This window comes from Kocuria rosea, from assembly GCF_023715525.1.
GTDB lineage: Bacteria > Actinomycetota > Actinomycetes > Actinomycetales > Micrococcaceae > Kocuria > Kocuria rosea_A.
The window spans coordinates 28,431-52,750 of sequence record NZ_JAMBOG010000012.1 but is presented as its reverse complement, the minus strand read 5'-3'; the positions used below and the strand labels follow the sequence as shown (position 1 = coordinate 52,750).

20 protein-coding genes are annotated in these 24,320 nt (G+C 75.4%); 17 read left to right on the top strand and 3 right to left on the bottom strand.

What is annotated here, in order from left to right; translation table 11 throughout:
• Nucleotides 1-89 precede the first annotated feature (89 nt).
• Both M3185_RS10255 and M3185_RS10250 read left to right on the top strand, forming a co-directional pair.
• Nucleotides 90-965, top strand: coding sequence for a lysophospholipid acyltransferase family protein (locus M3185_RS10255; RefSeq protein WP_251333576.1), 876 nt, complete (start codon nt 90-92; stop codon nt 963-965).
• Between the two features lie 38 nt (nt 966-1,003).
• Nucleotides 1,004-2,398, top strand: a complete 1,395-nt coding sequence (locus M3185_RS10250; protein WP_374238494.1) for a class II 3-deoxy-7-phosphoheptulonate synthase — start codon at nt 1,004-1,006, stop codon at nt 2,396-2,398.
• 37 nt (nt 2,399-2,435) lie between these two features.
• On the opposite strand, the gene M3185_RS17150 is transcribed toward M3185_RS10250, so the two are convergent.
• Nucleotides 2,436-3,755, bottom strand: a complete 1,320-nt coding sequence (locus M3185_RS17150) for a protein kinase domain-containing protein (RefSeq protein WP_308222192.1) — start codon at nt 3,753-3,755, stop codon at nt 2,436-2,438.
• Nucleotides 3,756-3,804: 49 nt separating this feature from the next.
• Nucleotides 3,805-5,022: a LysM peptidoglycan-binding domain-containing protein gene (locus M3185_RS10240; protein ID WP_251333575.1), complete on the bottom strand. Its 1,218-nt coding sequence runs from the start codon at nt 5,020-5,022 to the stop codon at nt 3,805-3,807.
• A 161-nt stretch (nt 5,023-5,183) separates the two neighbouring features.
• Between M3185_RS10240 and M3185_RS10235 the strand changes: the two genes are divergently transcribed.
• On the top strand, nt 5,184-5,528 hold the full coding sequence (locus M3185_RS10235; RefSeq protein WP_251333637.1) for an Rv2175c family DNA-binding protein: 345 nt from the start codon (nt 5,184-5,186) through the stop codon (nt 5,526-5,528).
• Between the two features lie 33 nt (nt 5,529-5,561).
• On the opposite strand, the gene M3185_RS10230 is transcribed toward M3185_RS10235, so the two are convergent.
• Nucleotides 5,562-6,707, bottom strand: coding sequence for a polyprenyl synthetase family protein (locus M3185_RS10230; protein WP_251333574.1), 1,146 nt, complete (start codon nt 6,705-6,707; stop codon nt 5,562-5,564).
• A 162-nt stretch (nt 6,708-6,869) separates the two neighbouring features.
• Between M3185_RS10230 and dinB the strand changes: the two genes are divergently transcribed.
• From dinB to M3185_RS10160, 14 genes are all read left to right on the top strand, one after another.
• Entirely contained in the window at nt 6,870-8,102 is a 1,233-nt protein-coding gene (gene dinB, locus M3185_RS10225; protein ID WP_308222191.1) for a DNA polymerase IV, read from the top strand.
• A gap of 104 nt (nt 8,103-8,206) precedes the next feature.
• Nucleotides 8,207-8,575, top strand: coding sequence for a DUF3040 domain-containing protein (locus M3185_RS10220; RefSeq protein WP_251333573.1), 369 nt, complete (start codon nt 8,207-8,209; stop codon nt 8,573-8,575).
• 312 nt (nt 8,576-8,887) lie between these two features.
• Nucleotides 8,888-9,319 carry a division/cell wall cluster transcriptional repressor MraZ gene (gene mraZ / locus M3185_RS10215; protein WP_251333572.1) on the top strand — a complete coding sequence of 144 codons (432 nt, stop codon included), beginning with the start codon at nt 8,888-8,890 and terminating at the stop codon, nt 9,317-9,319.
• 226 nt (nt 9,320-9,545) lie between these two features.
• Nucleotides 9,546-10,550 carry a 16S rRNA (cytosine(1402)-N(4))-methyltransferase RsmH gene (gene rsmH, locus M3185_RS10210; RefSeq protein WP_251333571.1) on the top strand — a complete coding sequence of 335 codons (1,005 nt, stop codon included), beginning with the start codon at nt 9,546-9,548 and terminating at the stop codon, nt 10,548-10,550.
• Nucleotides 10,547-11,281: a hypothetical protein gene (locus M3185_RS10205; protein WP_251333570.1), complete on the top strand. Its 735-nt coding sequence runs from the start codon at nt 10,547-10,549 to the stop codon at nt 11,279-11,281. Before rsmH ends, M3185_RS10205 begins: the two co-directional genes overlap by 4 nt.
• A 105-nt stretch (nt 11,282-11,386) precedes the next feature.
• Nucleotides 11,387-13,351, top strand: coding sequence for a peptidoglycan D,D-transpeptidase FtsI family protein (locus tag M3185_RS10200; RefSeq protein ID WP_251333569.1), 1,965 nt, complete (start codon nt 11,387-11,389; stop codon nt 13,349-13,351).
• Nucleotides 13,352-13,441: 90 nt separating this feature from the next.
• Nucleotides 13,442-15,097 (top strand): UDP-N-acetylmuramoyl-L-alanyl-D-glutamate--2,6-diaminopimelate ligase, encoded by a 1,656-nt coding sequence (locus M3185_RS10195; protein WP_251333568.1) that lies wholly within the window; start codon nt 13,442-13,444, stop codon nt 15,095-15,097.
• A complete protein-coding gene (locus M3185_RS10190; protein WP_251333567.1) occupies nt 15,094-16,743 on the top strand; it encodes a UDP-N-acetylmuramoyl-tripeptide--D-alanyl-D-alanine ligase in 1,650 nt (549 codons plus the stop codon). Before M3185_RS10195 ends, M3185_RS10190 begins: the two co-directional genes overlap by 4 nt.
• Nucleotides 16,740-17,855: a phospho-N-acetylmuramoyl-pentapeptide-transferase gene (mraY, locus tag M3185_RS10185; RefSeq protein WP_251333566.1), complete on the top strand. Its 1,116-nt coding sequence runs from the start codon at nt 16,740-16,742 to the stop codon at nt 17,853-17,855. The genes M3185_RS10190 and mraY overlap by 4 nt, the downstream gene beginning before the upstream one ends.
• Nucleotides 17,852-19,375, top strand: a complete 1,524-nt coding sequence (gene murD, locus M3185_RS10180) for a UDP-N-acetylmuramoyl-L-alanine--D-glutamate ligase (protein ID WP_251333565.1) — start codon at nt 17,852-17,854, stop codon at nt 19,373-19,375. Before mraY ends, murD begins: the two co-directional genes overlap by 4 nt.
• A complete protein-coding gene (gene ftsW, locus M3185_RS10175) occupies nt 19,372-20,607 on the top strand; it encodes a putative lipid II flippase FtsW (RefSeq protein WP_251333564.1) in 1,236 nt (411 codons plus the stop codon). Before murD ends, ftsW begins: the two co-directional genes overlap by 4 nt.
• Nucleotides 20,604-21,731 (top strand): undecaprenyldiphospho-muramoylpentapeptide beta-N-acetylglucosaminyltransferase, encoded by a 1,128-nt coding sequence (murG, locus tag M3185_RS10170; RefSeq protein WP_251333563.1) that lies wholly within the window; start codon nt 20,604-20,606, stop codon nt 21,729-21,731. Before ftsW ends, murG begins: the two co-directional genes overlap by 4 nt.
• On the top strand, nt 21,721-23,136 hold the full coding sequence (murC, locus tag M3185_RS10165; protein WP_251333562.1) for a UDP-N-acetylmuramate--L-alanine ligase: 1,416 nt from the start codon (nt 21,721-21,723) through the stop codon (nt 23,134-23,136). Before murG ends, murC begins: the two co-directional genes overlap by 11 nt.
• Nucleotides 23,136-24,311 carry a cell division protein FtsQ/DivIB gene (locus tag M3185_RS10160; RefSeq protein ID WP_251333561.1) on the top strand — a complete coding sequence of 392 codons (1,176 nt, stop codon included), beginning with the start codon at nt 23,136-23,138 and terminating at the stop codon, nt 24,309-24,311. The genes murC and M3185_RS10160 overlap by 1 nt, the downstream gene beginning before the upstream one ends.
• Nucleotides 24,312-24,320 lie beyond the last annotated feature (9 nt).

Sequence of the window (24,320 nt, the reverse complement as noted above, 5' to 3'; positions counted from 1 at the left end):
GGACGTGAGAGAATACCGGAGGCCGGATCCGGTCCTCGCGGCGGGGACCTCCGCGTCCACCCGATCAGCACGAAGGAGTCCTCTCCCACATGGTCTACATGTTCCTCAAGCGCTACGTCGTCGGACCCCTGGTCAACGTCGCCTTCCGGCCCGAGGTCCGCGGCCTGCACCACGTGCCCGCCGAGGGACCGGCCATCCTCGCGAGCAACCACCTGTCGGTCTCCGACTCGGTGTTCATGCCCGTGGCCGTGCCCCGCCAGGTGTTCTTCCTGGCGAAGGCTGACTACTTCAACGGCCCGGGGCTCAAGGGCCGGGTCACGTCGGCGTTCTTCCGGGCCATCAACCAGATCCCGATGGACCGCTCCGGGGGCCGGGCCAGCGCCCGGTCGCTGAGCGCCGGTGGGCGCAAGCTCCAGGAGGGGCAGCTGCTGGGCATCTACCCCGAGGGCACCCGCTCGCCCGACGGGCGCCTGTACAAGGGCAAGATCGGCGTGGCGCGGCTCGCCCTCGAGAGCGGAGCCCCGGTCGTGCCCATCGCGATGGTCGGCACCGACAAGGTCCAGCCGATCGGCGCACGGATGCCGCTGCCCCGCCGCAAGGCACGCGTCGCCACCGTCTTCGGCGAGCCCCTGGACTTCTCGCGCTACCAGGGCCGGCAGGGCGAGCACGCCCTGCTGCGCGAGGTGACGGACGAGATCATGCACGCCATCCAGGCCCTCTCGGGCCAGGTGTACGTGGACGTCTACGCCGCCGACCAGAAGCGGCGCCTGGCCGAGCAGAAGCGCCACGAGACCAAGCAGGCCGCCGTCGAGCTCGTGGGCAGCGCCAAGGACAAGGCCCGCTCCGCGGCCCACACCGCCGCCCAGTCCGCCAAGCACGCCGCCGACAACCTCACCCACCGCGACCGCCCCCAGGACCAGGACTCCGCCCGGGCCGACGACGCGGTGCCGACCACCGAACCCTGATCCCCGACCGGGCCGCCCCGGACGAGACATAGGAAGACATGATGCTCGACTTCACCGTTCCCGACAGCCTCCGACACCTGGCCGCCCCCGTGCCCTCCGCGGCCGACTACCCCGGGCTGGACGACTGGCGGGAGCTCGTCGCCGACCAGCAGCCCACGTGGCACGACCACCCCGACTTCGCCTCCTCGATCGCCGAGCTCAGCGCGGTCCCGCCGCTGGTGTTCGCCGGCGAGGTGGATCAGCTGCGCTCCCGCCTCGCGGAGGTCGCCAACGGCCGGGCCTTCTTCCTGCAGGGCGGCGACTGCGCCGAGACCTTCGAGGGGGCGACCGCCGCCCGGATCAGCGCCCGCGTCAAGACGCTGCTGCAGATGGCCGTCGTCCTCACCTACGGCGCGTCCATGCCGGTCGTGAAGATGGGGCGCATGGCCGGGCAGTTCTCCAAGCCGCGCTCGTCCAACGACGAGGTGCGGGACGGCACGACTCTGCCGTCCTTCCGCGGCGAGATGGTCAACGGCTTCGACTTCACCCCGGAGTCCCGGGTCCACGACCCCCGGCGCATGGTCCGCGGGTACCACACCTCCGCGTCCACGCTGAACCTCATCCGGGCGTTCACCACGGGCGGCTTCGCCGACCTGCGGCTCGTGCACGCGTGGAACATGGGCTTCACCACGAACCCGGCCCACGCCCGCTACGAGTCCCTCGCCCGCGAGATCGACCGCGCGGTGAAGTTCATGGACGCCTGCGGCGCGGACTTCGACGCCCTGCGCACCACCGAGTTCTACGCCGGGCACGAGGCCCTGCTGCTCGACTACGAGCGGGCGCTGACCCGCATCGACTCCCGCACGCACCTGCCCTACGGCACGTCGGGGCACTTCCTGTGGATCGGGGAGCGCACCCGCGAGCTCGACGGTGCCCACGTGGACCTGCTCTCCCGCCTGCGCAACCCCATCGGCGTGAAGCTCGGCCCGAAGACGACCGGCGACGACGCGCTGGCCCTGATCGACAAGCTGGACCCGCAGCGGGAGCCCGGCCGGCTCACCTTCATCACCCGGATGGGCGCGAAGAACATCCGCGAGAAGCTGCCTCCGCTCGTCGAGGCCGTGGAGCGCTCGGGCGCCAAGGTCGTGTGGGTGACCGATCCCATGCACGGCAACACCGTGTCCCTGCCCTCGGGGTACAAGACCCGCAACTTCGACGACGTCGTGGACGAGGTCCGCGGCTTCTTCGAGGTGCACGAGGCGATCGGCTCGTTCCCCGGCGGCATCCACGTGGAGATGACCGGCGACGACGTCGCGGAGTGCCTGGGCGGCGCCGACCCCGTGGACGAGTCCTCCTTCGAGGACCGGTACGAGTCGCTGTGCGACCCGCGCCTGAACCACATGCAGTCGCTCGAGATCGCGTTCCTCGTGGCGGGCTACCTCTCCCGCCGCTGAGCGCGGGCACCGGCCGGGGCCGGGACCGTGCCGACCGTCACAGGACGGTGGGGACGGCCCCGGCCCCGGCCGTCTCCCGGACGCTCCCGTGCAGGGCCGCCTCGTGCGGTCCCGCCCCGGTGAGGTGCTGCCCGGCGAGCCCGGACAGCGTGCCGTGCGCGTCCGGGGCGTCCCCGGAGGCGCCGGCCGCGGAGCCGATGAGCCAGCCCAGGAACGCCGCCGCGGCCACGGCGAGGGCGACCAGGGCGAGCGCCGCTGCCGTGCGCAGGGGGCGGACCGGGCGCAGCTCGATCGCGGGCCGCCACGGGTCCGAGGAGCCCCGGGGCAGGGCGGCGGCGTCCTGCGCGGCGGCCGGGCCGGGCACGCCCAGCACCCGGGTGCGGTCGTCGGCCCGTCCCAGGACCTCCGTGGCGGGCCCCGGGGCGGGACCGCGTCCCGTCGTGCCGTCGAGCACCTCGGCCGGCCCGTCCCCGTGCCGGGGCGGGGGGTCGCCGGGCCGGCGGTCGAGCTCCCCGGGGCGCAGCCCCGCCCGGACGGTGCGCAGCTCGGCCAGCAGCCGTCCGGCGTCGGCGGGCCGGCGGGCCGGCTCGCGCGCGGTGGCCCGGGCCACCAGCAGCGCCACGGCGGGCGGGACGCCGGGGGCGAGGGAGCGCACGTCGGGAACGGCCCCCTCGACGTGGGCCCGGGCCACGGCCAGCGGGGCGCCCACGAACGGGCGGCGGCCGGCGAGCAGCTCGAACAGGACGATCCCGGCCGAGTAGACGTCGGAACGGGCGTCCACGGCCCGCCCGGCCACGAGCTCCGGCGCGGCGTAGCCCACGGTCCCGAGGACGGTGCCCGTGGGGGTGTTCTGGTCGACCGCGCGGGTCAGACCGAAGTCCGCGACGGTGACCCGGCCGGTGCGGCCGATCAGCACGTTCTCCGGCTTCACGTCCCGGTGCACCAGCCCGGCGCGGTGGGCCGCGGCGAGACCGTCGAGGACGGGGTCCAGGACCTCCAGCGCCTCGCGGACGGTCAGGGCGCCCCGCTCGTGCAGCAGGTCGCGCAGGGTGGAGCCCTCGACGAGCTCCATGACGAGGTAGGGCAGCCCGTCCGGGGCTCGGCCCTGGTCCAGCACGGAGACCACGTGCGGGTGGGACAGCTTCGCCGCGGCCCGGGCCTCGCGCACGAAGCGGTCCGCGGCGGCGGGGTCCTCGGCGAGGTGGGGGTGCATGAGCTTCACCGCGACGGTGCGCTCCAGCCGGGTGTCCACGGCCCGGTAGACGGCGGCCGTGCCGCCGCGGGCGATCCGCGGGCCCAGCTCGTAGCGGCCCTCGAGGACGGTGCCGGTCAACGGGTCGGGAGCGGCGTGCTGCACGGGGCCAGCCTAGGACGCCGCGCTGGGGGAACGCTGGGCCGGGGGCGGCTCACCCGCGGAACTCGGCGCGGTGGGCCTTCACGCTCTTCACGTAGTGCTTCGTGTCGTCGTACATCCCGTACTTCTTCACGCCGTGCAGACCCTGGTAGTACGCGCCGATGGCCACCTCCGTGCTCGGGGCGCTGAGGCCGAGCTGACGGATGATCGCCACACCGGCGGTGACGTTGTCCTGCGGGTCCAGCAGGTCCAGCTCCCGGCCGACGAGACCGGATGCCCAGGCGCCGGCGTCGGGGATGACCTGCATCGTGCCCACGGCGTCGGCGGGGGACACGACCCGGTGGTTGAACCCGGACTCCTGGTAGGCGTGGGCCAGCGCGAGGGACGGGTCCACGCCCATCCGCACGGCGGTGTCGTGCACCATGCGCCGGATCTGCTCCGGGCCCGGCGCGGGACGGGCCGCGAGCTCGGCGTGGTGGCGGTTGGCGGAGTCGACCACCCGGTCCCCGTACGTGCGCCCGAGGAACGTGTCCCCGACGGCCCGCTGCGCCTTGGGCTCCGCCGCGGGCTCCGGAGCGGACTCCGCCGCGGGCTCCGGAGCGGCCGCCCGTGCCGGAGCGGGCCCCGCCACGGACAGCCGCTGGCCCGGGCGCAGCAGGGAGCTGACCGTGAGGTCGTTGGCGTCGAGCAGCTGCTGGACCGACACGCCGTGGGCCTGGGCGATGCCCCACAGGCTGTCCCCGGCCCGCACGGTGTAGCCGCCCGGGGCGTCCTTCTGCGCCGGCGCCGCCCCCGCCGCCGCGGATCCGGTGCTCCCGGGCCCCGGACGGGAGCTCGCGGCGGGCTCCCCGGCCAGCCGCAGCTTCTGGCCCGGCAGCAGCAGGGCCGCGCCGGAGAGGTCGTTCCAGCGCATCAGGTCGCCCACCGCGACGCGGTGGCGCTGTGCGATCCCCCACAGGGAGTCGCCCGGCGAGACGGTGTGCACGGGCGCCGCGGAGCCCTTCTGCCCGACGAGGGCGGGCGCGGCGGCGACGTGGGCCAGCGGTGCGGGGGCGGCGTGGGCCACCGTGCTGCCGCCCAGCGCGGCGAGCGCGGCCACGGCGGTGGCGGCGGTGGCGGCGGCGGACCCGGTGCGGGCGCGGCGGGCCCAGCCGGGGGCACGGTCCCCGGTCGTCCCGGCGTCCCGGCCGGGCTCGGCGGCGAGGGGGGTCGCGGGGCCGTGCTGTGCGTCGTTCGGGTCGGTCGTGTCGCTGTCGGGGGAGTACGGCATGAAGGGGCTCTCTGACGCTGATCGGGGAAGGCGCGGATGGCTCAGCGATCTCCGCGGGTCGAGCATATCGCGGCGGGCCCGCGTGGCACGGGCAGGCACGGACGTGGCACCCTGTAGGCGTGAAGAACACAGCCGGAATCAGCACCGAGGAGTTCGACCGCATGGACGCCCTCGTCCAGGAGTGGTTGCCCCTGCCCGACATCGCCGAGCAGCTCGGCCTCGTCGTGACCCGCGTCCACGGACTCGTCGACGACGGGACCCTGCTGGCGGTGCGCAGCCCGCACGACGGCGTGCGGCGCGTCCCCGCCGCCTTCCTGATGGACGGGGCCGTGCTCGACTCCCTCCGGGGCACGGTCGCGGTCCTGCGGGACGCCGGGTTCACCGACACCGAGGCGATCACCTGGCTGTTCACGGAGGACGAGTCCCTGCCCGGCCGGCCCATCGACGCCCTGCGCGACGGCCGCAAGACGGAGATCCGCCGCCGCGCCCAGGCCCTCGCCTGGTGACCCCCGCCTGAGCCGCGCCCGGCCGGGCGCGGCTCAGGCGGCGCGGCGCACGGCCGCGGTGGCGAGCGCCCGCAGCGCGGCCATCGGCACCGGACCGGCCCCCAGCCGGTCGAGCGCCGCGAACGCCTGGCCGCTGAGCGCGTCGATCAGCTCCTCGGTCGCCTGCAGCGCCCCGCAGGCCGTGATCAGGGCCCGGAGCCGCCGGACGTCGTCGTCGTCGAGGTCCTGGCTGCCCAGGGCGGCCTCGAGCTCGGCGATCTGCTCCTCCGAGCCGCGGCGGCGGACGAAGCCCACCAGGACCGTGCGCTTGCCCTCGCGCAGGTCGTCCCCGGCGGGCTTGCCCGTGGTGGCCGGGTCCCCGAACACGCCGAGCACGTCGTCGCGCAGCTGGAAGGCCTCGCCGAGCGGCAGCGCGAACGCCGAGCACCGCGCCAGGGCGGGCTCGTCCGCTCCCGCGAGGGCCGCACCGAGGGCGACGGGGTGCTCCACGGAGTACTTCGCGGACTTGTAGCGGATCACGTCCAGCGCCCGCTGCACGGCGCCCGCCCGGTCCTGGCCCGCGCCGGCGACCTCGCCCTGGACGTCGAGGTACTGCCCGACCATGACCTCCGAGCGCATCAGGTCGAACACGGCGCGCGCCCGGGCCGCGCCCGGCAGCTGCGCCGCGGCGGCGGCGAACAGCTGCTCGCTCCACGACAGGCACAGGTCCCCGGCCAGGATCGCGGAGGCCACCCCGAACGCCGGCCCGTCCAGCTGCCACGACTCGGCGGCGTGCAGGCCCTCGAACCGCCGGTGCACGCTCGGCGCGCCCCGGCGGGTGTCCGAGCGGTCGATGACGTCGTCGTGGATCAGCGCGGCGGACTGGAACAGCTCGAGCGCGGCCCCCGCCCGGGCCACCGCCGGGTCCTCGGGGTCGCCGCCCGCCGCCCGCCAGCCCCAGTAGCACAGTCGCGCCCGCAGGCGCTTGCCGCCCGAGGACAGGGCGGCGACGGCGTCCAGCAGCGGCAGCGCGTCGGCCGAGATGCCGGCGAGCACCGCACGCTGCCGGTCCAGGAACTCCTCCAGCTCGGCGTGCAGCCGGCGGACGAACCGCTCGTCCTCGGCGCGGAAGGCCGCCACGGCGTCGAGCGGGGCGTCGAGCGGGGCGTCGGGACGGGGCTGGAGCGGCGGGGGCGTCATGGGCGGTCGACCTCGATCTCGGTGCGGCGGCGGACGGGCGGGCGCCCGCGGGATCCGCCCCAGCCTACCGAAGCCCCGTGCCGCCGCCCGGGCCGGCCGGTCCCGCCCCGCACCGATGTCCGCGGCGCTGACTATGCTGTGGCCGGTGCGGGAGGAGGACGGGTGAGCGGGACGTCGAGGGACCAGCTGGCGCGCTGGCGGGCGTGCGCCGTCATGCACGTCGACATGGACATGTTCTACGTGGGGGTGGAGCTGCTGGCCGCGCCCGGGCTGCGCGGGCGCCCCGTCATCGTGGCGGCCTCCGGCAACCGGTCGGTCGTGCTCTCGGCCTCCTACGAGGCGCGCGCCTTCGGGGTGCGCTCCGGGATGCCGCTGGCCCGCGCCCGCGCCCTGTGCCCCGGCGCGGTCCTGCTGGAGCCCCACCGCCGCGCGTACGACGACTACTCGCGGCGCGTGATGGCGATCTTCGCCGAGATCACCGACCGCGTCGAGCAGGTCAGCGTGGACGAGGCGTTCCTGGACGTCTCCGGGGCCGTGCGCCGGCTCGGCCCGCCCGTGCAGATCGCCCGCCGGCTGCGCACCCGGATCCACGGCGAGCTGGGCCTCACCGCCTCCGTGGGCATCGGGGCGACCAAGACCGTCGCGAAGATCGCCTCCACCCGCTCCAAACCGGACGGGCTGCTGCTGGTCCAGCCGGAGGACACCGTCGCCTTCCTCGCCGAGCTGCCGGTCTCGGCGCTGTGGGGCGTCGGCGACCGCACCGCCGAGGCCCTCGCCGGGGCCGGCCTGCGCACCGTGGGGGAGCTCGCCGCCGCTCCCGTCCCGCAGCTGGTGCGGGTCGTCGGCCCGGCCGCCGGCCACCACCTGCACGAGCTCGCCAACGGACGCGACCCCCGGCCGGTGGTCCCCGTCCGGGAGGAGAAGAGCCTCGGCGCGGAGGAGACCTTCGCCGAGGACGTCTCGGACACCCGGGTGCTGCGCGAGACCCTCCTGCGGCTCAGCCACCGCACCGCCTCCCGGCTGCGCCGCCAGGGCCTGCGGGCCCGCCGGGTCGGCCTGAAGCTGCGCTACGCCGACTTCACCACCATCACGCGCTCCCGGACGCTGGCCCAGCCCTTCACCTCGGCCCACGACCTCCTCGAGCACGGGGTGGGGCTGCTCGCGGAGCTGGGGGAGCGGCCCCAGGCGGTACGGCTCATCGGGGTCCGGGCGGAGCGGCTGGAACCGGCCGGCGACGCCCTGCAGCTGAGCCTCGACGGCCGCGAGGAGGAGTGGGGGGCCGCGGAGCAGGCCATGGACCGGGTGCACGCCCGCTTCGGCGCCGACCGGCTCGGCCCCGCCCGGCTCCTGCCGCCCGCCCCGCGGGACCCGGAGGGGGAATTCAGAGGGTGTTGACAGCCGCCGTCGCGGTGCCAATTCCGCACCCGACGGTCTATCCTGGTAGCACGCGGCGCCGGAACGGCCGGGCAGTCCGCACCCGAAGGATGAGGAGGCATACCGTGCCACTGTCCGAGCACGAGCAACAGCTCCTGGCGCAGCTGGAGAAGCAGCTCCACGCGGACGACCCGCGCTTCGCCACGAGCATGGGCTCCCGGGCCGTCCGGGGGGCCTCCACCCGCAACATCGTCCTCGGCATCGTCGTCGCTGTCGTCGGGCTCCTGGTCCTCCTCGGGGGCGTCGTGCTCAAGTCCGTCCTGGTCGGGGTCCTCGGCTTCGTCATCATGGGCGCCGGGGTCTACTTCGCGACCCTGCGCTCGGGCAGGCCCCGCTCCGCGGGCGGCAAGGGCAGCGCAGCCCGCCGCTCGTCGCCGTTCCTGCAGAACCTCGAGGAGCGCTGGGACCAGCGCAACTCCGGGGGACAGCCCTAGACCCCTCCACGACCCCCCACCCCGCGCCCCACCGGGCGCGGAACCACCGCCCCACCCGCTCCCCGGCGTCCCGCCGGGGAGCTTTTTCCGTCCGGGGCGGACCGGGGCCCCGCGTCCCGCCCCACCTCCCTCCCCGCCGCACCCCGCCCGGCCCGCCCTCTGCCACCTGGGACGACGTCCGCCGCACGGCGCGGCGGCCGCGCCACGCCGGGGCCGGGCGGGCCCCGTGTTCGTTGACCGGGGAGTGAAGTGGAGTAAAGTGGGGCCAAGAGAGAGGCCAGGGAGAACTCTCGGGCTGAAGAGGCGGTGGGTGTGTTTCTCGGAACGTACTCACCCCGCCTCGACGAGAAGGGCCGCGTGATCCTGCCGGCGAAGTTCCGCGAGGAGCTCGCCGACGGGCTCGTCCTGACCCGCGGGCAGGAGCGCTGCCTCTACGTCTTCAGCATCCGGGAGTTCGAGCGGGTCCACGAGCAGCTCCGGGCGGCCCCGCTGTCGTCCAAGCAGGCCCGGGACTACATCCGTGTCTTTCTCTCCGGGGCCTCGGACGAGGTCCCGGACAAGCAGGGCCGAGTCACGATTCCCCCGCCGCTGCGGGAGTACGCGGGACTCGACCGGGAGCTCGCCTTCATCGGGGCGGGCACCCGGGCGGAGATCTGGGACGCCCAGGCCTGGAACGACTACCTGACCGAGAAGGAGGCCGTCTTCTCCGACACCGAGGAAGAAGTGGTGCCCGGACTCTTCTGAGCGAAGAGCCCACCGAGACGCACCCGCGGACCCCGCGGACCGTTTCCCGGATGAGATCTCCAGCCGCGCAGCCGTCACCGTCCTGACTCACCTTCCCCTGAGGCAGGCCGGATTCGAGGGACGGCCAGCGGATGGGGGTCTGATCCTGGAAGAACCGCTGCCGCACCCCGGCGTCGCCCCCACGGCGCCGGCCACTGTGACCGACCGACCGCCGAAGAGAGGGTTCATGGCGCAACGCCCAGCCGAGCAGCTGCACGTCCCCGTGCTGCTCGACCGCTGCCTGGACCTGATGGCTCCCGCGCTCCAGGAGGACGGCGCCGTGGCGGTGGACGCCACGATGGGCATGGGCGGCCACTCCGAGGCCCTGCTGCGCCGGTTCCCCGGCGTCCAGCTCGTCGCCGTCGACCGCGACCCGCAGGCGCACCAGCTGGCCGGGGCCCGGCTCGCCCCCTTCGGCGACCGGTTCCACCCCGTGCACACCACCTACGACCGGATCCCGGAGGCCCTCGCCCGGCACGGCCTCGACCGGGCCGACGCCGTCCTCTTCGACCTCGGCGTCTCCTCCCTCCAGCTCGACGAGCGCGAGCGCGGCTTCGCCTACTCCTACGACGCGCCCCTCGACATGCGCATGGACGCCACGGCCCCGGTCACCGCCCAGGACGTGGTCAACGACTACAGCGAGGCCGACCTGCGCCGCATCCTCCGGGACTGGGGCGAGGAGCGCTTCGCCGTGCGCATCGCCCGGGCCATCGTCGAGCGCCGGGCACAGGCCCCGCTGCGCACCACCGGCGAGCTCGTGGACGTCGTGCGGGCCGCCGTCCCGCAGGGCGCCCAGCACCGCAAGGGCCACCCCGCCAAGCAGACGTTCCAGGCGCTGCGCATCGAGGTCAACGAGGAGCTCGACGTGCTGCGCCGGGCGATCCCCGCCGCGCTTGAGTCCGTGCGCGTCGGCGGGCGCGTCGTGGTGATGAGCTACCACTCCCTCGAGGACCGGATCGTCAAGCAGGCCTTCGCCCACGGGGCGTCCTCCACGGCCCCGAAGGGCTTCCCCGTGGAGCTCGAGGAGCACAAGCCCACCCTGCGGATCCTGACCCGGGGCGCCGAGGCCCCCACCGCCCAGGAGATCGCGGAGAACCCCCGTGCCGCGTCCGCGCGGTTGCGCGCCGTCGAGCGCATCCGGGAGAACGCACACCAGCACGCACCACAGAAGGCACAGAGGAACAGGGCATGAGCGGAACCGGACTGCAGCGACGACCGGCCCGTTCGGCCACCCCCCGCGCGGGGATCGGCGCCTGGGCCGCCCGCCGCGGGCACCGGCCCCCCACGGAGGGCAGCACCGCCCGCCAGCTCGAGGCACCGTCGCCGCGCCCGACCGGCTCCACCGCCCCCGTCCACCCGACCGGGTCCACCCGCGCGCCCCTGTCCGTCGTCCCGGCCCGGGCCCGGCGCCGGCGCGTGTCCACCGTGGTGGTCAGCCTGATCGCCCTCGTGGTCGCGCTCGCCACCATCCTCGTGCTCAACATCCAGATCTCCGACGGCCAGTACCGCCTGGTCGAGCTGCGGGCCCAGGAGCAGGCCCTGAGCCAGCAGAACGAGGCCCTCACCCAGGACCTCGAGTTCTACAACGCCCCCCAGAACCTCGCGGTGATGGGCGCGGACCTCGGCATGGTCCCCGCGCAGGGCTCCGGCACGGTGGACCTCACCGACGGGACGGTCGAGGGCGACCCCCTCCCGGCGCAGGCCCAGGAGGACCACGAGATCCTCGTCGACCACGCCCACCAGACCGGTTCCGAGGCCGCGGACCGCGCCGCCCAGCGCGCGGAGGACCGCGCGCGCGAGAAGGCGGAGCAGGAGCGCGAGGAGGCCCGGGAGCAGGCCCGCCAGGACGAGGCGGCCGCCACCGGCACGCAGTCCAACGGCGGCTCCCTCCAGGCCCCGCAGCAGCGGGCCCCCGGCAACTGACCCGGGCGCCGGGACCCGCCCCGGCAGCACGGTCCTCCCACGGGACCGCGCGGACCCGGCGCATCCCCCCGCACCCAGCGCACCGACCAGGAACGAGGCAACCACGTGGCACGCGCACGCTCGACGTCGACCGGGAACGGCTCCGGCTCCTCCGTCATCGGCCGCAGCCACGTCGGCGTCGCGCTCGTGCTCGCGCTGCTGCTGGTCCTCGGGGTGCGCCTGGTGTGGGTGCAGGGCTTCGACGTCGCCGGCCGCGCCGAGCGGGCCGCCGCGGACCGCTCTCGCACCGAGGTGGTCCCCGCCCTGCGGGGGGAGATCCGCGACACCGACGGCAAGGTGCTGGCCCGCACCCTGCAGCGCTACGACGTGACGGTCGACCAGCAGCTGGTCCGCGAGTTCGAGCGGCCCAGGGCGGACGGGACCACGGAGACGGTGACCCCCACCCAGGCGGTCTACCAGCTCGCCGACGCCCTGGAGCTCGAGGACGAGGACGTGAAGAAGGCGCTCGACGGCGACAAGCCGTTCGAGTACGTCGCCCGCGGGGTGACCCCCGAGCAGTGGAACACCGTGCGCGAGCTCGGCCTGCCGTACGTCTACGGGCAGCCCTCCTCCGACCGCATCTACCCCAACGGCCCGGTCGCCGGCAGCGTGGTCGGCTTCATGGGCGGCGACGACGAGGCGCTCGGCGGCATCGAGCAGACCCAGGACGAGCTGCTCAGCGGCACCGACGGCAAGCGCACCTACGAGATCAGCGCCGACGGCGTGCGCATCCCCGTGGCCCCCACGGAGGAGACGCCCGTGGAGGACGGCTCGGCCGTCCAGCTGTCGATCGACAGCGACGTCCAGTTCTTCGCCCAGCAGGCGGTCACGGAGCGCGCGCAGGAGCTCGACGCCGAGTGGGGCACCGCGGTGGTGATGCGCGTCTCCGACGGCGCCGTGCTCGCACTCGCCGACTCCTCGACCGTGGACCCCAACGACCCCGGCGCCGCCGAGGCCGAGGACCTCGGGGCCCGGGCCGTCACCCAGGCCGTGGAGCCCGGCTCGACCCAGAAGATCCTCACCGCGGCGGCCGCCGTCGAGGAGGGCCTCGTGACCCCCGAGACCGAGATCACCGTGCCCCCCTTCCTGGAGATCGACGGCCAGAAGATCACCGACGCCTTCGACCACGGGAAGCAGGACCGCACGTTCGCCGGGATCATCGCCGACTCGATGAACACGGGCACGGTGATGGTCGGCAGCCGGCTCTCCCCGGACCAGCGCCACGACTGGATGGCGCGCTTCGGCGTCGGGGAGGCCACGGGCATCGAGCTGCCGGGGGAGTCCCCGGGCATCCTCGCCGCCGCGGAGCAGTGGGACACCCGCCAGCAGTACACGGTGCTGTTCGGCCAGGGCGTGGCCCAGACGCCCCTGCGCACCGCGACGGTCTTCCAGGCCGTGGCCAACGGCGGGGTGCAGGTGGAGCCCCGGGTCGTCGAGGCCGTCGTCGCCCCGGACGGCACGTCCACGCCGGTGGAGCGGCCCGCCGGCGAGCGGATCGTCTCGGAGGAGACGTCGCGGCAGGTCCTCGACATGATGGAGGTCACCGTCACCGAGGGCGGCGCCAAGGAGGCCGCCGTCGAGGGCTACCGCGTCGGCGGCAAGACCGGCACCGCCGAGGCGCCCAGCCCCGAGGGCGGCTACGACGGCTACACGACCTCCTTCGTGGGGGTCGCCCCCATCGAGGACCCCCAGTACCTCGTGGCCGTGACCCTGCAGCGCCCCAAGGGCGCCGTGGGCACGATCGGCACGACCGGGGCCTTCAGCAAGATCATGGGCCAGGTCCTGCGGCACTACGACGTGCCGCCCTCGACGACCGACCCGGTGGACATCCCGCTGCGCACGGACGTCCCCGAGGGCAGCCCCGCCGAGAGCGCCCCGGAGGACACCCCGCCCGACGTCGTGGGGACCGAGGACGCCGCCGGGGGCACCGCCCGGGAGGCCGCCGAGGGCACCGCCGGCGACGGGGCCGACCCCGTCCCGACCAGCGCTTCCACCCCGGCCGCGTCCCGGCGGGCCGACGAGGGCGGCTAGACTTCCGTATCGCCGTGCCCGGCCATCCCCGGGCCGCCACCCCCCCCCCGGCGGAGCACCCACCCGCCCACCTGACCACGAAGGACGTTGATGGACGCGACAGCCCAGCAGGGACACGACGCGCAGACGATGCGCCCCGCCCGGCCCCGGCCGCTGAGCCTGGCCGAGACGGCGCGGCTCGCGGGCGGCACCCTGGGCGCCGGCGAAGCCTCCGCGGCCGTCACCGGCGTCTCCCTGGACTCCCGGCAGCTGCGCCCGGGGGACCTCTACGCGGCCCTGCCCGGCGCCCGCGCCCACGGCGCCCAGTTCGCCGCGGACGCCCGGCGCGCGGGCGCGGTCGCCGTGCTCACCGACACCGCGGGCCGGGAGCTGCTCGAGCGCTCCGGGGTCGGCCTGCCCGTCGTCGTCGCCCCCGACCCCCGCCGGTCCGTGGGCGCGATCGCCGCCCGCGTCTACGGCTCCCGGCCGGAGGACGGCACCGCGCCCGCCCTCTTCGCCGTCACCGGGACCAACGGCAAGACCACCACCACCTACTTCACGAACTCGCTGCTGCGCGCCCTGGGCCACCGCACCGGGCTGATCGGGACCATCGAGATCCTCGCCGGCGACGAGTCCATCCCGTCCCGGCTCACCACGCCCGAGGCCCCGCACGTGCACTCCCTGCTCGCGCTGATGCGCGAGCGCGGCATCACCGCGGCGTCCATGGAGGTCTCCTCGCACGCCCTGCAGTTCCACCGGGTGGACGGGGTCCGCTACGACGTGGCCGGGTTCACCAACCTCACCCAGGACCACCTGGACCTGCACGGGTCGATGGAGGAGTACTTCGCCGTCAAGGCGCAGCTGTTCACCCCCGAGCGCACGCGCCGGGCGGTGGTCGTCGTCCAGGACGTGGACGACGCCTGGGGCCTGCGGATGGCCGAGCACGCGCGCGAGCAGCTCGGGGCCGAGCACGTGGACACGATCGCCCTGCGCGGCGACGTGCCCGGGGACCGCAACGGCGGCCCGGACCGCCACGGGGCCGACTGGACGCTCACCGCCCTCGACCGCCGCGGCATCGGCCACGCCTTCGAGCTGCGCCACCGCGACGGCCGGGCGCTGCGCGTGTCCACCGGGCTGCCCGGGGACTTCAACGTGGCCAACGCCGCCCTCGCCGTGGTCATGGTCGTGGCCTCCGGGGCCGGCGTCGCCGACGTCCAGCGGGCGCTCGACGACGCCGACCCGCTGACCACGGACGTGCCCGGCCGGATGCAGCTCGTCGGCACGGAGCCGACCGCCGTCGTGGACTTCGCGCACAACCCGGACGCCCTGCGCCGGGCGCTGGGCGCCGTCGAGCCGCCCGGACGCGGCGGGCGCCTCATCGTGGTCTTCGGGGCCACGGGGGAGCGCGACCGCTCCAAGCGCCCGATCATGGGCGAGGTCGCGGCCCGGCACGCCGACGTCGTCATCGTCACCGACGACGACCCGCACGACGAGGAGCCCGCCGGGATCCGCGAGCAGGTCGCCGGCGGCGCCCGCGCCGCGCAGGAGGCCGGCGCCCGCGCCACGGAGGTGCTCGTGCTCGAGCCCCGCGCCGTGGCCATCCGCGCCGCGGTGGCCATGGCGGGGCCCGAGGACTCCGTGCTCGTGGCGGGCCGCGGGCACGAGACGGTCCAGGAGATCCGGGGCGTGGACCACCCGCTGGACGACAGGGAAGAGCTGCGGGCCGCACTGGCCGACGCGCAGCAGGGCCGTTGGGAGGACCGATGATCGAACTGACCGCTGCACAGATCGCGCAGATCACCGGCGGGCGCGCGGTCGACGCAGCCGGCCGGGACGCCGCCGGGGGAACCGGCGGAGGGAGCGCCGGCGAGCACGCCGGGGAGGTCCTGGTCCGGCACGTCACCACCGACTCCCGCGAGGCCCGTCCCGGGACCCTGTTCGTGGCCAAGCCCGGTGAGGTCACCGACGGCCACGAGTTCGTGGGCGCCGCCTTCGCGGCAGGCTCCGTGCTGGCCCTCGTGGAGCGCGAGGTCGCCGACGCCGCGGGAGCCGTCTACCCCGCCGTGGTCGTCCCGGACGTCGTGGAGGCCATGGGCCGGCTCGCGGCGTGGGTCGTCGCGCAGCTGCGCGCCCAGCACGGGGTCAAGGTCGTCGCCGTGACCGGGTCCGTGGGCAAGACCACCACCAAGGACCTGCTCAAGGGCATCTTCGAGGCCGAGGGCCCGACGGTCGCGCCGCGCGGGTCCTACAACGGCGAGGTCGGCGTGCCCCTGACCGTCTTCGAAACCACGCCCGAGACCCGCTACCTCGTCGTGGAGATGGGCGCCACCAGGATCGGCAACATCGACTACCTCTGCCGCATGGTCCGCCCGGACGTCGGGGTGGTGCTGTGCGTGGGCTCCGCCCACGCCGGCGAGTTCGGCGGTGTCGCCAACATCGCCCGGGCCAAGGGCGAGCTCGTGGAGGCGCTGCGCGCCGACGGGGTGGCCGTGCTCAACGACGACGACCCCGCGGTGCGCCAGATGCACCGCCGCACCGCCGCCCCGGTGGTCTTCTTCGGGGAGTCCCCGGCCAACGTCCTGCCCGACGTCCCGGCGGCCCGCGTGCACGCCGCGGACGTGCGGCTCGGCCCCGGCGGCTCGCCCGAGTTCGACCTGCACTTCCCCGACGGCTCCGTGCACCGGATCGTCTCCCGGCTCATCGGCGAGCACCACGTCACCAACCTGCTCGCCGCGGCGTCGGCGGCCTTCGTGGCCGGCGTCGCCCCCGAGCGGATCGCGGCCTCGCTCAACGCCCAGGGCGCCGCGAGCCGGTGGCGGATGGAGCGCACCGAGCGCCCCGACGGCGTCACCGTGATCAACGACGCCTACAACGCCAACCCCCAGTCCATGCGCGCGGCGCTGCAGAGCCTCGCCCAGCTGGGCCGCGGCGCCGACGGCGCCGGTCCCCGCCGCACCTGGGCCGTGCTCGGCGGCATGCTCGAGCTCGGCGAGAGCACCGTCGAGGAGCACGACGCCCTCGGGCGGATGGTCGTGCGGCTGAACATCTCGAAGCTGATCGCGGTCGGCGAGCTCGCCCGCCCCGTCTACGACGCCGCCCAGCTGGAGGGCTCCTGGGGCAACGAGGCCACGTGGGCGGCCGACGCCGAGGAGGCGGAGGAGATCCTGCGCCACGAGCTCGCCCCCGGCGACATCGTCCTGTTCAAGTCCTCCAACGCCTCCGGGCTGCGCGTGCTCGGCGACCGGGTCGCGGCCGCGGCCGGCGCCGGCCAGGACGGGCCGGCGCCGCGCAACGACGCCCCCGCCCGCGGCGACCACTGGCGCTCGGCGGGCCCCTTCGTCAACGCGGGCCTCGACGCCGACGGCCCCGCCGGCACCGCGGGCCCCGCCGCGCAGGAGGACCGCAGCGCATGATCCAGATCCTCATGGCGGCCGGCTTCGCCCTGGCCCTCTCCCTGCTCGGGACGCCCGCCTTCATCAAGTTCCTCGCCCGGCGCGGCTACGGCCAGTTCATCCGGGACGACGGGCCCACGAGCCACCACACCAAGCGCGGCACCCCCACGATGGGCGGCGTCGCGATCCTCGGCTCGGTCGTGCTCGCCTACGGCCTCACCCACCTCGTCTCCTCGCTCGTGTGGCCCGGCTACGGGGGCGTCACGCTCTCCGGGCTGTGCGCGCTGCTGCTGATGCTGGGGATGGGCGCGGTCGGGTTCGTCGACGACTACAAGAAGATCGCCAAGAAGCAGAACCTGGGCCTCAGCGCCGCCGGCAAGATCGTCCTGCAGGGCGTCATCGGCGTCGCCTTCGCCCTGCTCGTGCTGCTCGTGCCCGACGCGACCGGGGCGACCGCCGCGTCCTCGGCGATCTCCCTCACCCGGGACACCGCCGTGGACCTCGCCTTCGCGGGGCCCGTGCTCGGGGCGGTGCTGTTCGTCGTGTGGGTGAACCTCATCGCCACGGCCACCACCAACGCCGTCAACCTCACCGACGGGCTCGACGGGCTCGCGACCGGCGCCTCCATCCTGGTGTTCAGCGGCTACATGCTCATCGCGATGTGGCAGAACACGCACCTGTGCGGGTCCGGGGTCCAGGGGGTGTGCTACGAGGTGCGCGACGCCGCCGACCTCGCCCTCACGGCCGCCGCGCTCGTCGGGGCCCTCGTCGGCTTCCTGTGGTGGAACACCTCGCCGGCCAAGATCTTCATGGGCGACACCGGGTCCCTGGGCCTGGGCGGGGCGCTGGCCGCCTTCGCGGTCCTCACCCGCACCGAGCTGCTGCTCGTGCTCATCGCCGGGCTGTTCGTGATCATCACGGTCTCCGTCATCCTGCAGGTCGGCTACTTCAAGCTCTCCGGCGGCAAGCGCATCTTCAAGATGGCGCCCCTGCAGCACCACTTCGAGCTCAAGGGCTGGCACGAGGTCACCATCGTGGTCCGGTTCTGGATGATCGCCGGGCTGTTCGTCGCGGCCGCGCTCGGCGTGTTCTACGGCGACTGGCTGCTGTCCCACGGAGGTATGGTCCAGTGATCCACGCGAGCAACGACAACCCCGTCCACGAGGACCCGCGCCTGGCGGGGCTCACCAGCTGGGACGCCGACTGGGCGGGACTGCGCGTCGTCGTGGCCGGCCTCGGCGTCTCCGGCTTCGCCGCCGCCGACACCCTGATCGAGCTCGGCGCGCGCGTCGTCGTCGTCGACGGCACCGACTCCCCGCAGACCCGCGGCAAGGCGGACACGCTCCGGATCGTGGGCGCCGCCGACGTGCTGCTCGGGGAGGGCGTCTACGACGCCGTGCCCGACGTCGAGGGCCGCCGCCCCGAGCTGGTCGTCACCTCCCCGGGCTTCCCCCCGGGCCACCCCCTGCTGGCGGCCGCCGCCGCGGAGGGCGTCCAGATCTGGGGCGACATCGAGCTGGCCTGGCGCGTGCGCGAGCGCGCCGGGAAGCGCACCGCCGAGTGGGTGTGCATCACCGGCACCAACGGCAAGACCACGACCGTCGGGATGACGGAGGCCATGCTGCGGGCCGGCGGCCTGCGCGCGGCCGCCGTCGGCAACGTGGGCACCCCCGTGCTCGACGCCCTGCGCGAGCCCGTCGAGTACGACGTGCTCGCCGTCGAGCTCTCCAGCTTCCAGCTGCACTGGGCGCACTCCCTGTCCCCGCTGGCCTCGGTGGTGCTCAACATCGCCGAGGACCACGTGGACTGGCACGGCGGCTACGACAACTACGCCGCGGACAAGTCCCGGATCTACGAGAACACCCGCATCGCCTGCGTCTACAACGCCCAGCAGCCCGAGACCGTGCGCATGGTCGAGGAGGCCGACGTCGTGGAGGGCTGCCGGGCCGTGGGCTTCACCCTCGACACCCCGGACGTGAGCATGCTCGGCGTGGTCGAGGACCTGCTCGTGGACCGCGCCTTCCTCACGGAGCGCCGCGGCTCCGCGCTGGAGCTCGCCTCGATCGCCGACACGGGCCCGATCCCCACCCGGCACGGGGTGGCCAACGCCCTGGCCGCCGCGGCCCTGGCCCGCGCCGCGGGCGTCGCGCCCGAGGCAGTGCGCGACGGGCTGCGCGCCTGGGAGCCCGGCGACCACCGGATCCAGGCCGTCGCCACGACCCACGGGGTCGTGTGGGTCAACGACTCCAAGGCCACCAACCCGCACGCCGCGGACGCGTCCCTGTCCGCCTTCGACTCCGTGGTGTGGATCGCCGGGGGCCTGTCCAAGGGCGTCTCCTACGACCGGCTCGTCGCCCGCCACGGCGGGCGGCTGCGCTCCGTCGTGCTGATCGGCACGGACAACGGCTCCCTGCTGGAGGCCCTGGCCGAGCACGCCCCGGACGTGCCCGTCCTGCACGCCGCCGAGGACGGGTCCCGGGAGGGCGACGCCGTGATGGCCGAGGCCGTGCGCCTGGCCCACGGGGCGGCGCGCCGGGGCGACACCGTCCTGATGGCCCCCGCCTCCGCGTCGATGGACCAGTTCACCTCCTACGCCCACCGCGGCGACGCCTTCATCCGGGAGGTCGCGGACCTCGTGGAGCGGCTGTCGTGACCGCGCTCCAGGACCGGCCCGGCCTGCGCCAGGCGACGCGCGGCTCCGTGGGCGGGGCCCGCCGGTTCTGGCGCGCCCTGGTCGACGGGCCGCTCATCCACTCCTACTACGCGCTCGCCGGGTCGGTGCTGCTGCTCACGGGCATCGGGATCATGATGGTGCTCTCCGCCTCCGCGGTGGAGTCCATCTCGGCGCAGCAGTCCGCCTACTCCTACTTCCTCAAGCAGGCCACCTTCGCGGGCCTGGGCGTCGTGCTGATGTTCGGGCTCTCCTTCGTGCCCACGGAGTGGTACCGGCGCGGGGCCACCGGCCTGCTCGTGCTCGCCGTGCTGTTGCTCGGGCTCGTCTTCACGGGCCTCGGCAACAGCGTCAACGGCAACCGCAACTGGATCGTGGTGGGCGGGCAGACGTTCCAGCCCTCCGAGGCCGCCAAGCTCGCCGTGTGCCTGTGGCTCGCCGTGGTCCTGGCCCGGCAGGGCGACGCCGTGCGCGACTGGCGCCAAGCCCTGTGGCCGTCGGTGCTCGGCTTCGGGGTGCCCGTGCTGATGGTCGCCCTGGGCAAGGACATGGGCACCGTGCTCGTGTTCGTGCTCATCTACGCCGCCGCGCTGTTCTTCGCCGGCGCGCCGCTGCGGCTGTTCGGCGCCGCCGCCGCGGGGGCCGCGGTCCTCGGCACCCTCTCCGTGGCCACCGCCCCCCACCGCGTGGACCGCATCAAGGGCTGGCTGTTCGGGGACTGCGGGGCCACCGACGCCTGCTACCAGTCCGAGCAGGGGCTCAGCGCGCTGGCCTCCGGCGGCTGGTGGGGCGTGGGACTCGGCCAGTCCCGGCTCAAGTACAGCTACGTCCCCGAGGCGCACAACGACTACATCTTCTCGATCATCGGGGAGGAGCTCGGGCTGCTGGGCACCGTGCTGATCCTCGGGTTGTTCGCGCTGATGGCCCTGGCCATGGCCCGCGTCATCCTCCGGGCCCGCAGCCGCTTCGTCCGGATCGCCACCGCGTCGATCGTCACGTGGCTCGTGGGGCAGGCGTTCATCAACATCGGCATGGTCACCGGGTTGCTCCCGGTCATCGGCATCCCCCTGCCGTTCATCAGCTACGGTGGGTCCTCGCTGCTGATGAGCCTCGCGGCCGTCGGCGTGGTCATGTCCTTCACCCGCCTGCCCCGCCGGATCCCCGTCCCGGCCCGCGCCCCCCGCCCCCGAACCCCCAACAAGGATCGCGCATGAGCCCGTCCGACCCGCCCACCGCCCACCCCGGACCCTCCGTCCTGCTGGCCGGCGGCGGCACCGCCGGGCACGTGAGCCCCCTGCTGGCGATCGCCGCCGCCCTGCGCGAGCAGGCGCCCGGCGTGCGCCTCACGGCCGTGGGCACCGCCTCGGGGATGGAGACCCGCCTCGTGCCCCTGGCCGGGGTCGCCCTCGAGCTCGTCGACCGCGTGCCCATGCCCCGCCGGCTCTCCGTGGACCTCGTGCGGCTGCCCGGCCGGCTCCTCGGCGCCGTCCGGCAGGCCGGCGAGATCCTCGACCGGGTCCGGCCCGACGTCGTCGTCGGCGTCGGCGGCTACGTCTGCACCCCCGTCTACCTCGCCGCCGCCCGGCGCGGGCTGCCCGTGGTGGTCCACGAGGCCAACACCCGGCCCGGGCTGGCCAACCGCGTCGGCGCCCGCCGGGCCCGCACCGTGGCCACGGCCTTCTCCGGCACGCCGCTGCCCGGGGCCGTGACCGTGGGCATGCCCATGCGCCGGGAGATCGCCGGGCTCGACCGCGCCGCGCTGCGGGCCGAGGCGCGCGGCTCCTTCGGGCTCGCCCCCGACGTGCCGACCGTCGTGGTCACGGGCGGCTCCTCCGGGGCCCTGAACATGAACCGGACCGTGGCGGGCGTCGCGGCGGAGACCGCGGAGCACGGCTACCAGCTGCTGCACGTCACCGGGCGCGGCAAGCAGCTCACCGGGGACGACGGCGCGCTGCTGAGCGCCCCCGGCTACGTCCAGGTCGAGTACGTGGACGGCATGGAGCGCGTCTACGCCGCCGCGGACCTGCTCGTCGCCCGGGCCGGGGCGGCGACCGTGTCCGAGGTCGCGGCCGTGGGCCTGCCCGCCGTGTTCGTCCCCCTGCCGGTCGGCAACGGCGAGCAGGCGCTCAACGCCGCCTCCCTCGTGGAGGCCGGCGCGGCACAGCTCGTGGCCGACGACGCGTTCACCCCCGCCTGGTGGCGCGAGCACGTCCACCCCCTCGCGGCCGACCCGGCCCGGCTGGCCGCCATGGCCGCCGCGAGCCGCGACCGCGGGGTGCGCGACGCCGACGCCGTGATGGCCCGTCTGATCCTCCAGGAGGTCCCCGTTGAGCGCTGAGCAGCACGTCGCCCCCGAGCAGCTGGGCCGGGTGCACTTCATCGGCATGGGCGGCGCGGGCATGTCCGCGGTCGCGAAGCTCCTGCTCGCCCGCGGCGCCGACGTCAGCGGCTCCGACCGGCAGGACTCGCCGGCGCTGCGGGAGCTCGAGGCCCTGGGCGCCACGGTGTTCGTGGGGCAGCGGGCCGGGAACGTGGCGGGGGCCTCCACCGTGGTGGTCTCCACGGCGATCGCCGGGGACAACCCCGAGTACGCGGCCGCCCGGGCCGCCGGCCTGCGCGTGCTGCACCGCTCCGAGGGGCTGGCCGCCGCGATGCACGGCCGGGACGTGGTGGCCGTCGCCGGCACCCACGGCAAGACCACCACCAGCTCCATGGCCGCGCTCGTCCTGCAGCACGCCGGGCTGGGGCCGTCCTGGGCGATCGGCGCGCACGTGGCCGACCTCGGCTCCAACGCGGCCCTCGGCACGGGCCGCTGGTTCGTGGCGGAGGCGGACGAGTCCGACGGTTCGTTCCTCCGGTACGGCCCCCGGGTCGCCGTGGTCACCAACATCGAGCCGGACCACCTCGACTTCTACCCCTCCCGCGAGGCCTTCTTCCGGGCCTTCGACGACTTCGCGGCGACCCTGCCCCCGGACGGCCTGCTCGTGGCCTGCCAGGACGACCCCGGCTCCCGGGGCCTCGCCGAGCGCCACCGGTCGGCCGGGGGCCGGGTGCTCACCTACGGCACCGACGCCGGCGCGGACGTGCGCGTGCTGCCCGGGGGGACGGACGGGCTGAGCACGCGCAGCACGCTCGTGCTCGGCGAGGGCGCCGCCCGCCGGGAGGTGCCGCTCGTGCTGGCGGTGCCCGGTCGGCACAACGTCCTCAACGCGGCGGCCGCCTTCTGCGTGGCCCTGGAGGCGGGCGTGGACCCCGAGGACGCGGCCCGGGGCCTCGCCGGGTTCCACGGCTCCGCCCGGCGTTTCGACCTGCGCGGGGAGGTCCGGGGGGTGCGCGTCTTCGACGACTACGCCCACCACCCCACCGAGGTCGTGGCGGCCCTCACGGCCGCCCGCGAGGTCGCGGGGGAGCACCGCGTGATCGCGATCTTCCAGCCGCACCTGTTCTCCCGGACCCGGGAGTTCGCCGCCGAGTTCGCAGACGCCCTCGCGCTGGCGGACGAGAGCCTCGTGCTGGACATCTTCGCGGCCCGCGAGCAGCCCGTGGCCGGGCTCACGAGCGAGATCATCACCGACCGTGCGCCGGCCCACGTGCGCTACGTCCCCCGCGGGGCCGACGCCGTCGCCGAGGCCGCCGGCGCCGCCCGGCCGGGCGACCTCGTGCTCACCGTGGGCGCCGGTGACGTCACCGGTCTCGGGGCCCGGCTCGTGGACAGCCTCGCGGACCGCTCCGGGACCCGCTGATGAGCCGGCACGGCCGACCGCACCAGCCCCGGTTCGGGGAGCACCCCGGGGAGCATTCCGGGGAGCACCCGGGGGACGGCGAGGCCTCCGCCGGGCCCGCCGTCGACCGGGCGGACGACCGTGCCACCGAGCGTGCCGGCGACCGGGCCCACGCCCCGGATCCCGGGGCGCCCTGGGCGGACGCCCCGGCCGCGCCGGCCGGCGGGGACCCGGCGGTCCGGATCCGCGTCAACGACGGCGCCAAGGTCTCGCCCCTCGTGGACGAGGACGAGCTCGAGGAGGTGCCCGCCGCCGGCGGCCGCTTCAGCGCGTGGCGCCGGCACCGGCAGGAGCGCGCGGCCTCCCGCATGCTGACGGCCTCCCGCGTGCCGGACGACGCCGAGGCCGTGCCCGGCGGCTCCACGGCGGCCGGGGCGGCGCCCGCGGCGGACCGCGGCGGGGACCGGCCCGGCGGGGCCACCGTCGTCGCGTTCCCCGGCTCGCCCCGGGCCCGCCGGCGCCGCCGCCGGCTGGGGATCGCCCTCGGCGTCCTGGCGGCCCTGGCGGTGCTCCTCGGCATGCTCTTCCTCTCCCCGCTGCTCGCCGTGCGGGACGTCTCCGTGCGCGGCGCGGAGCTCACCGACCCGGCCCGGGTGGAGGCCGCCCTGGAGCCCTACCGGGGCGTGCCCCTGACCCGGATCTCGAAGCAGGAGGTCCGTGAGACGGTCGGGCAGATCCCGCAGGTGCGCTCGATCGAGGTGCTGCTCGAGCCCCCGCACCGGCTCGTGGTCGAGCTCCACGAGCGGGTGCCCGTGGCCGCCGTCGAGGACGGCGGCGAGTTCGTGGTCGTCGACTCGGAGGGGGTCGAGCTGACCGTCGCCGCCGACGCGGAGGAGGCCGCGGTGCCCGTCGTCACCGGCGGCCGCGAGGTGCTGGCCACGGAGCGCTTCGACGTCATCGCCGACGTGCTGGCGGCCCTGCCGGAGTCCGTGCTCGCCCAGCTGCGCACCGCCTCGGCGGAGTCCCTGTCCTCGGTGGAGCTGGCCTTCACCGACGGCCGCACGGTGGTGTGGGGCACCGCCGAGGAGAGCGAGCTGAAGGCGCAGGTGCTGCGCGAGCTCGTCGAGGCCCGGGGGGCCGGCACCGGCATCGAGACCTACGACGTCTCCAGCCCCACCCGGCCGGTCGTGCGCTGAGCGGCGGGT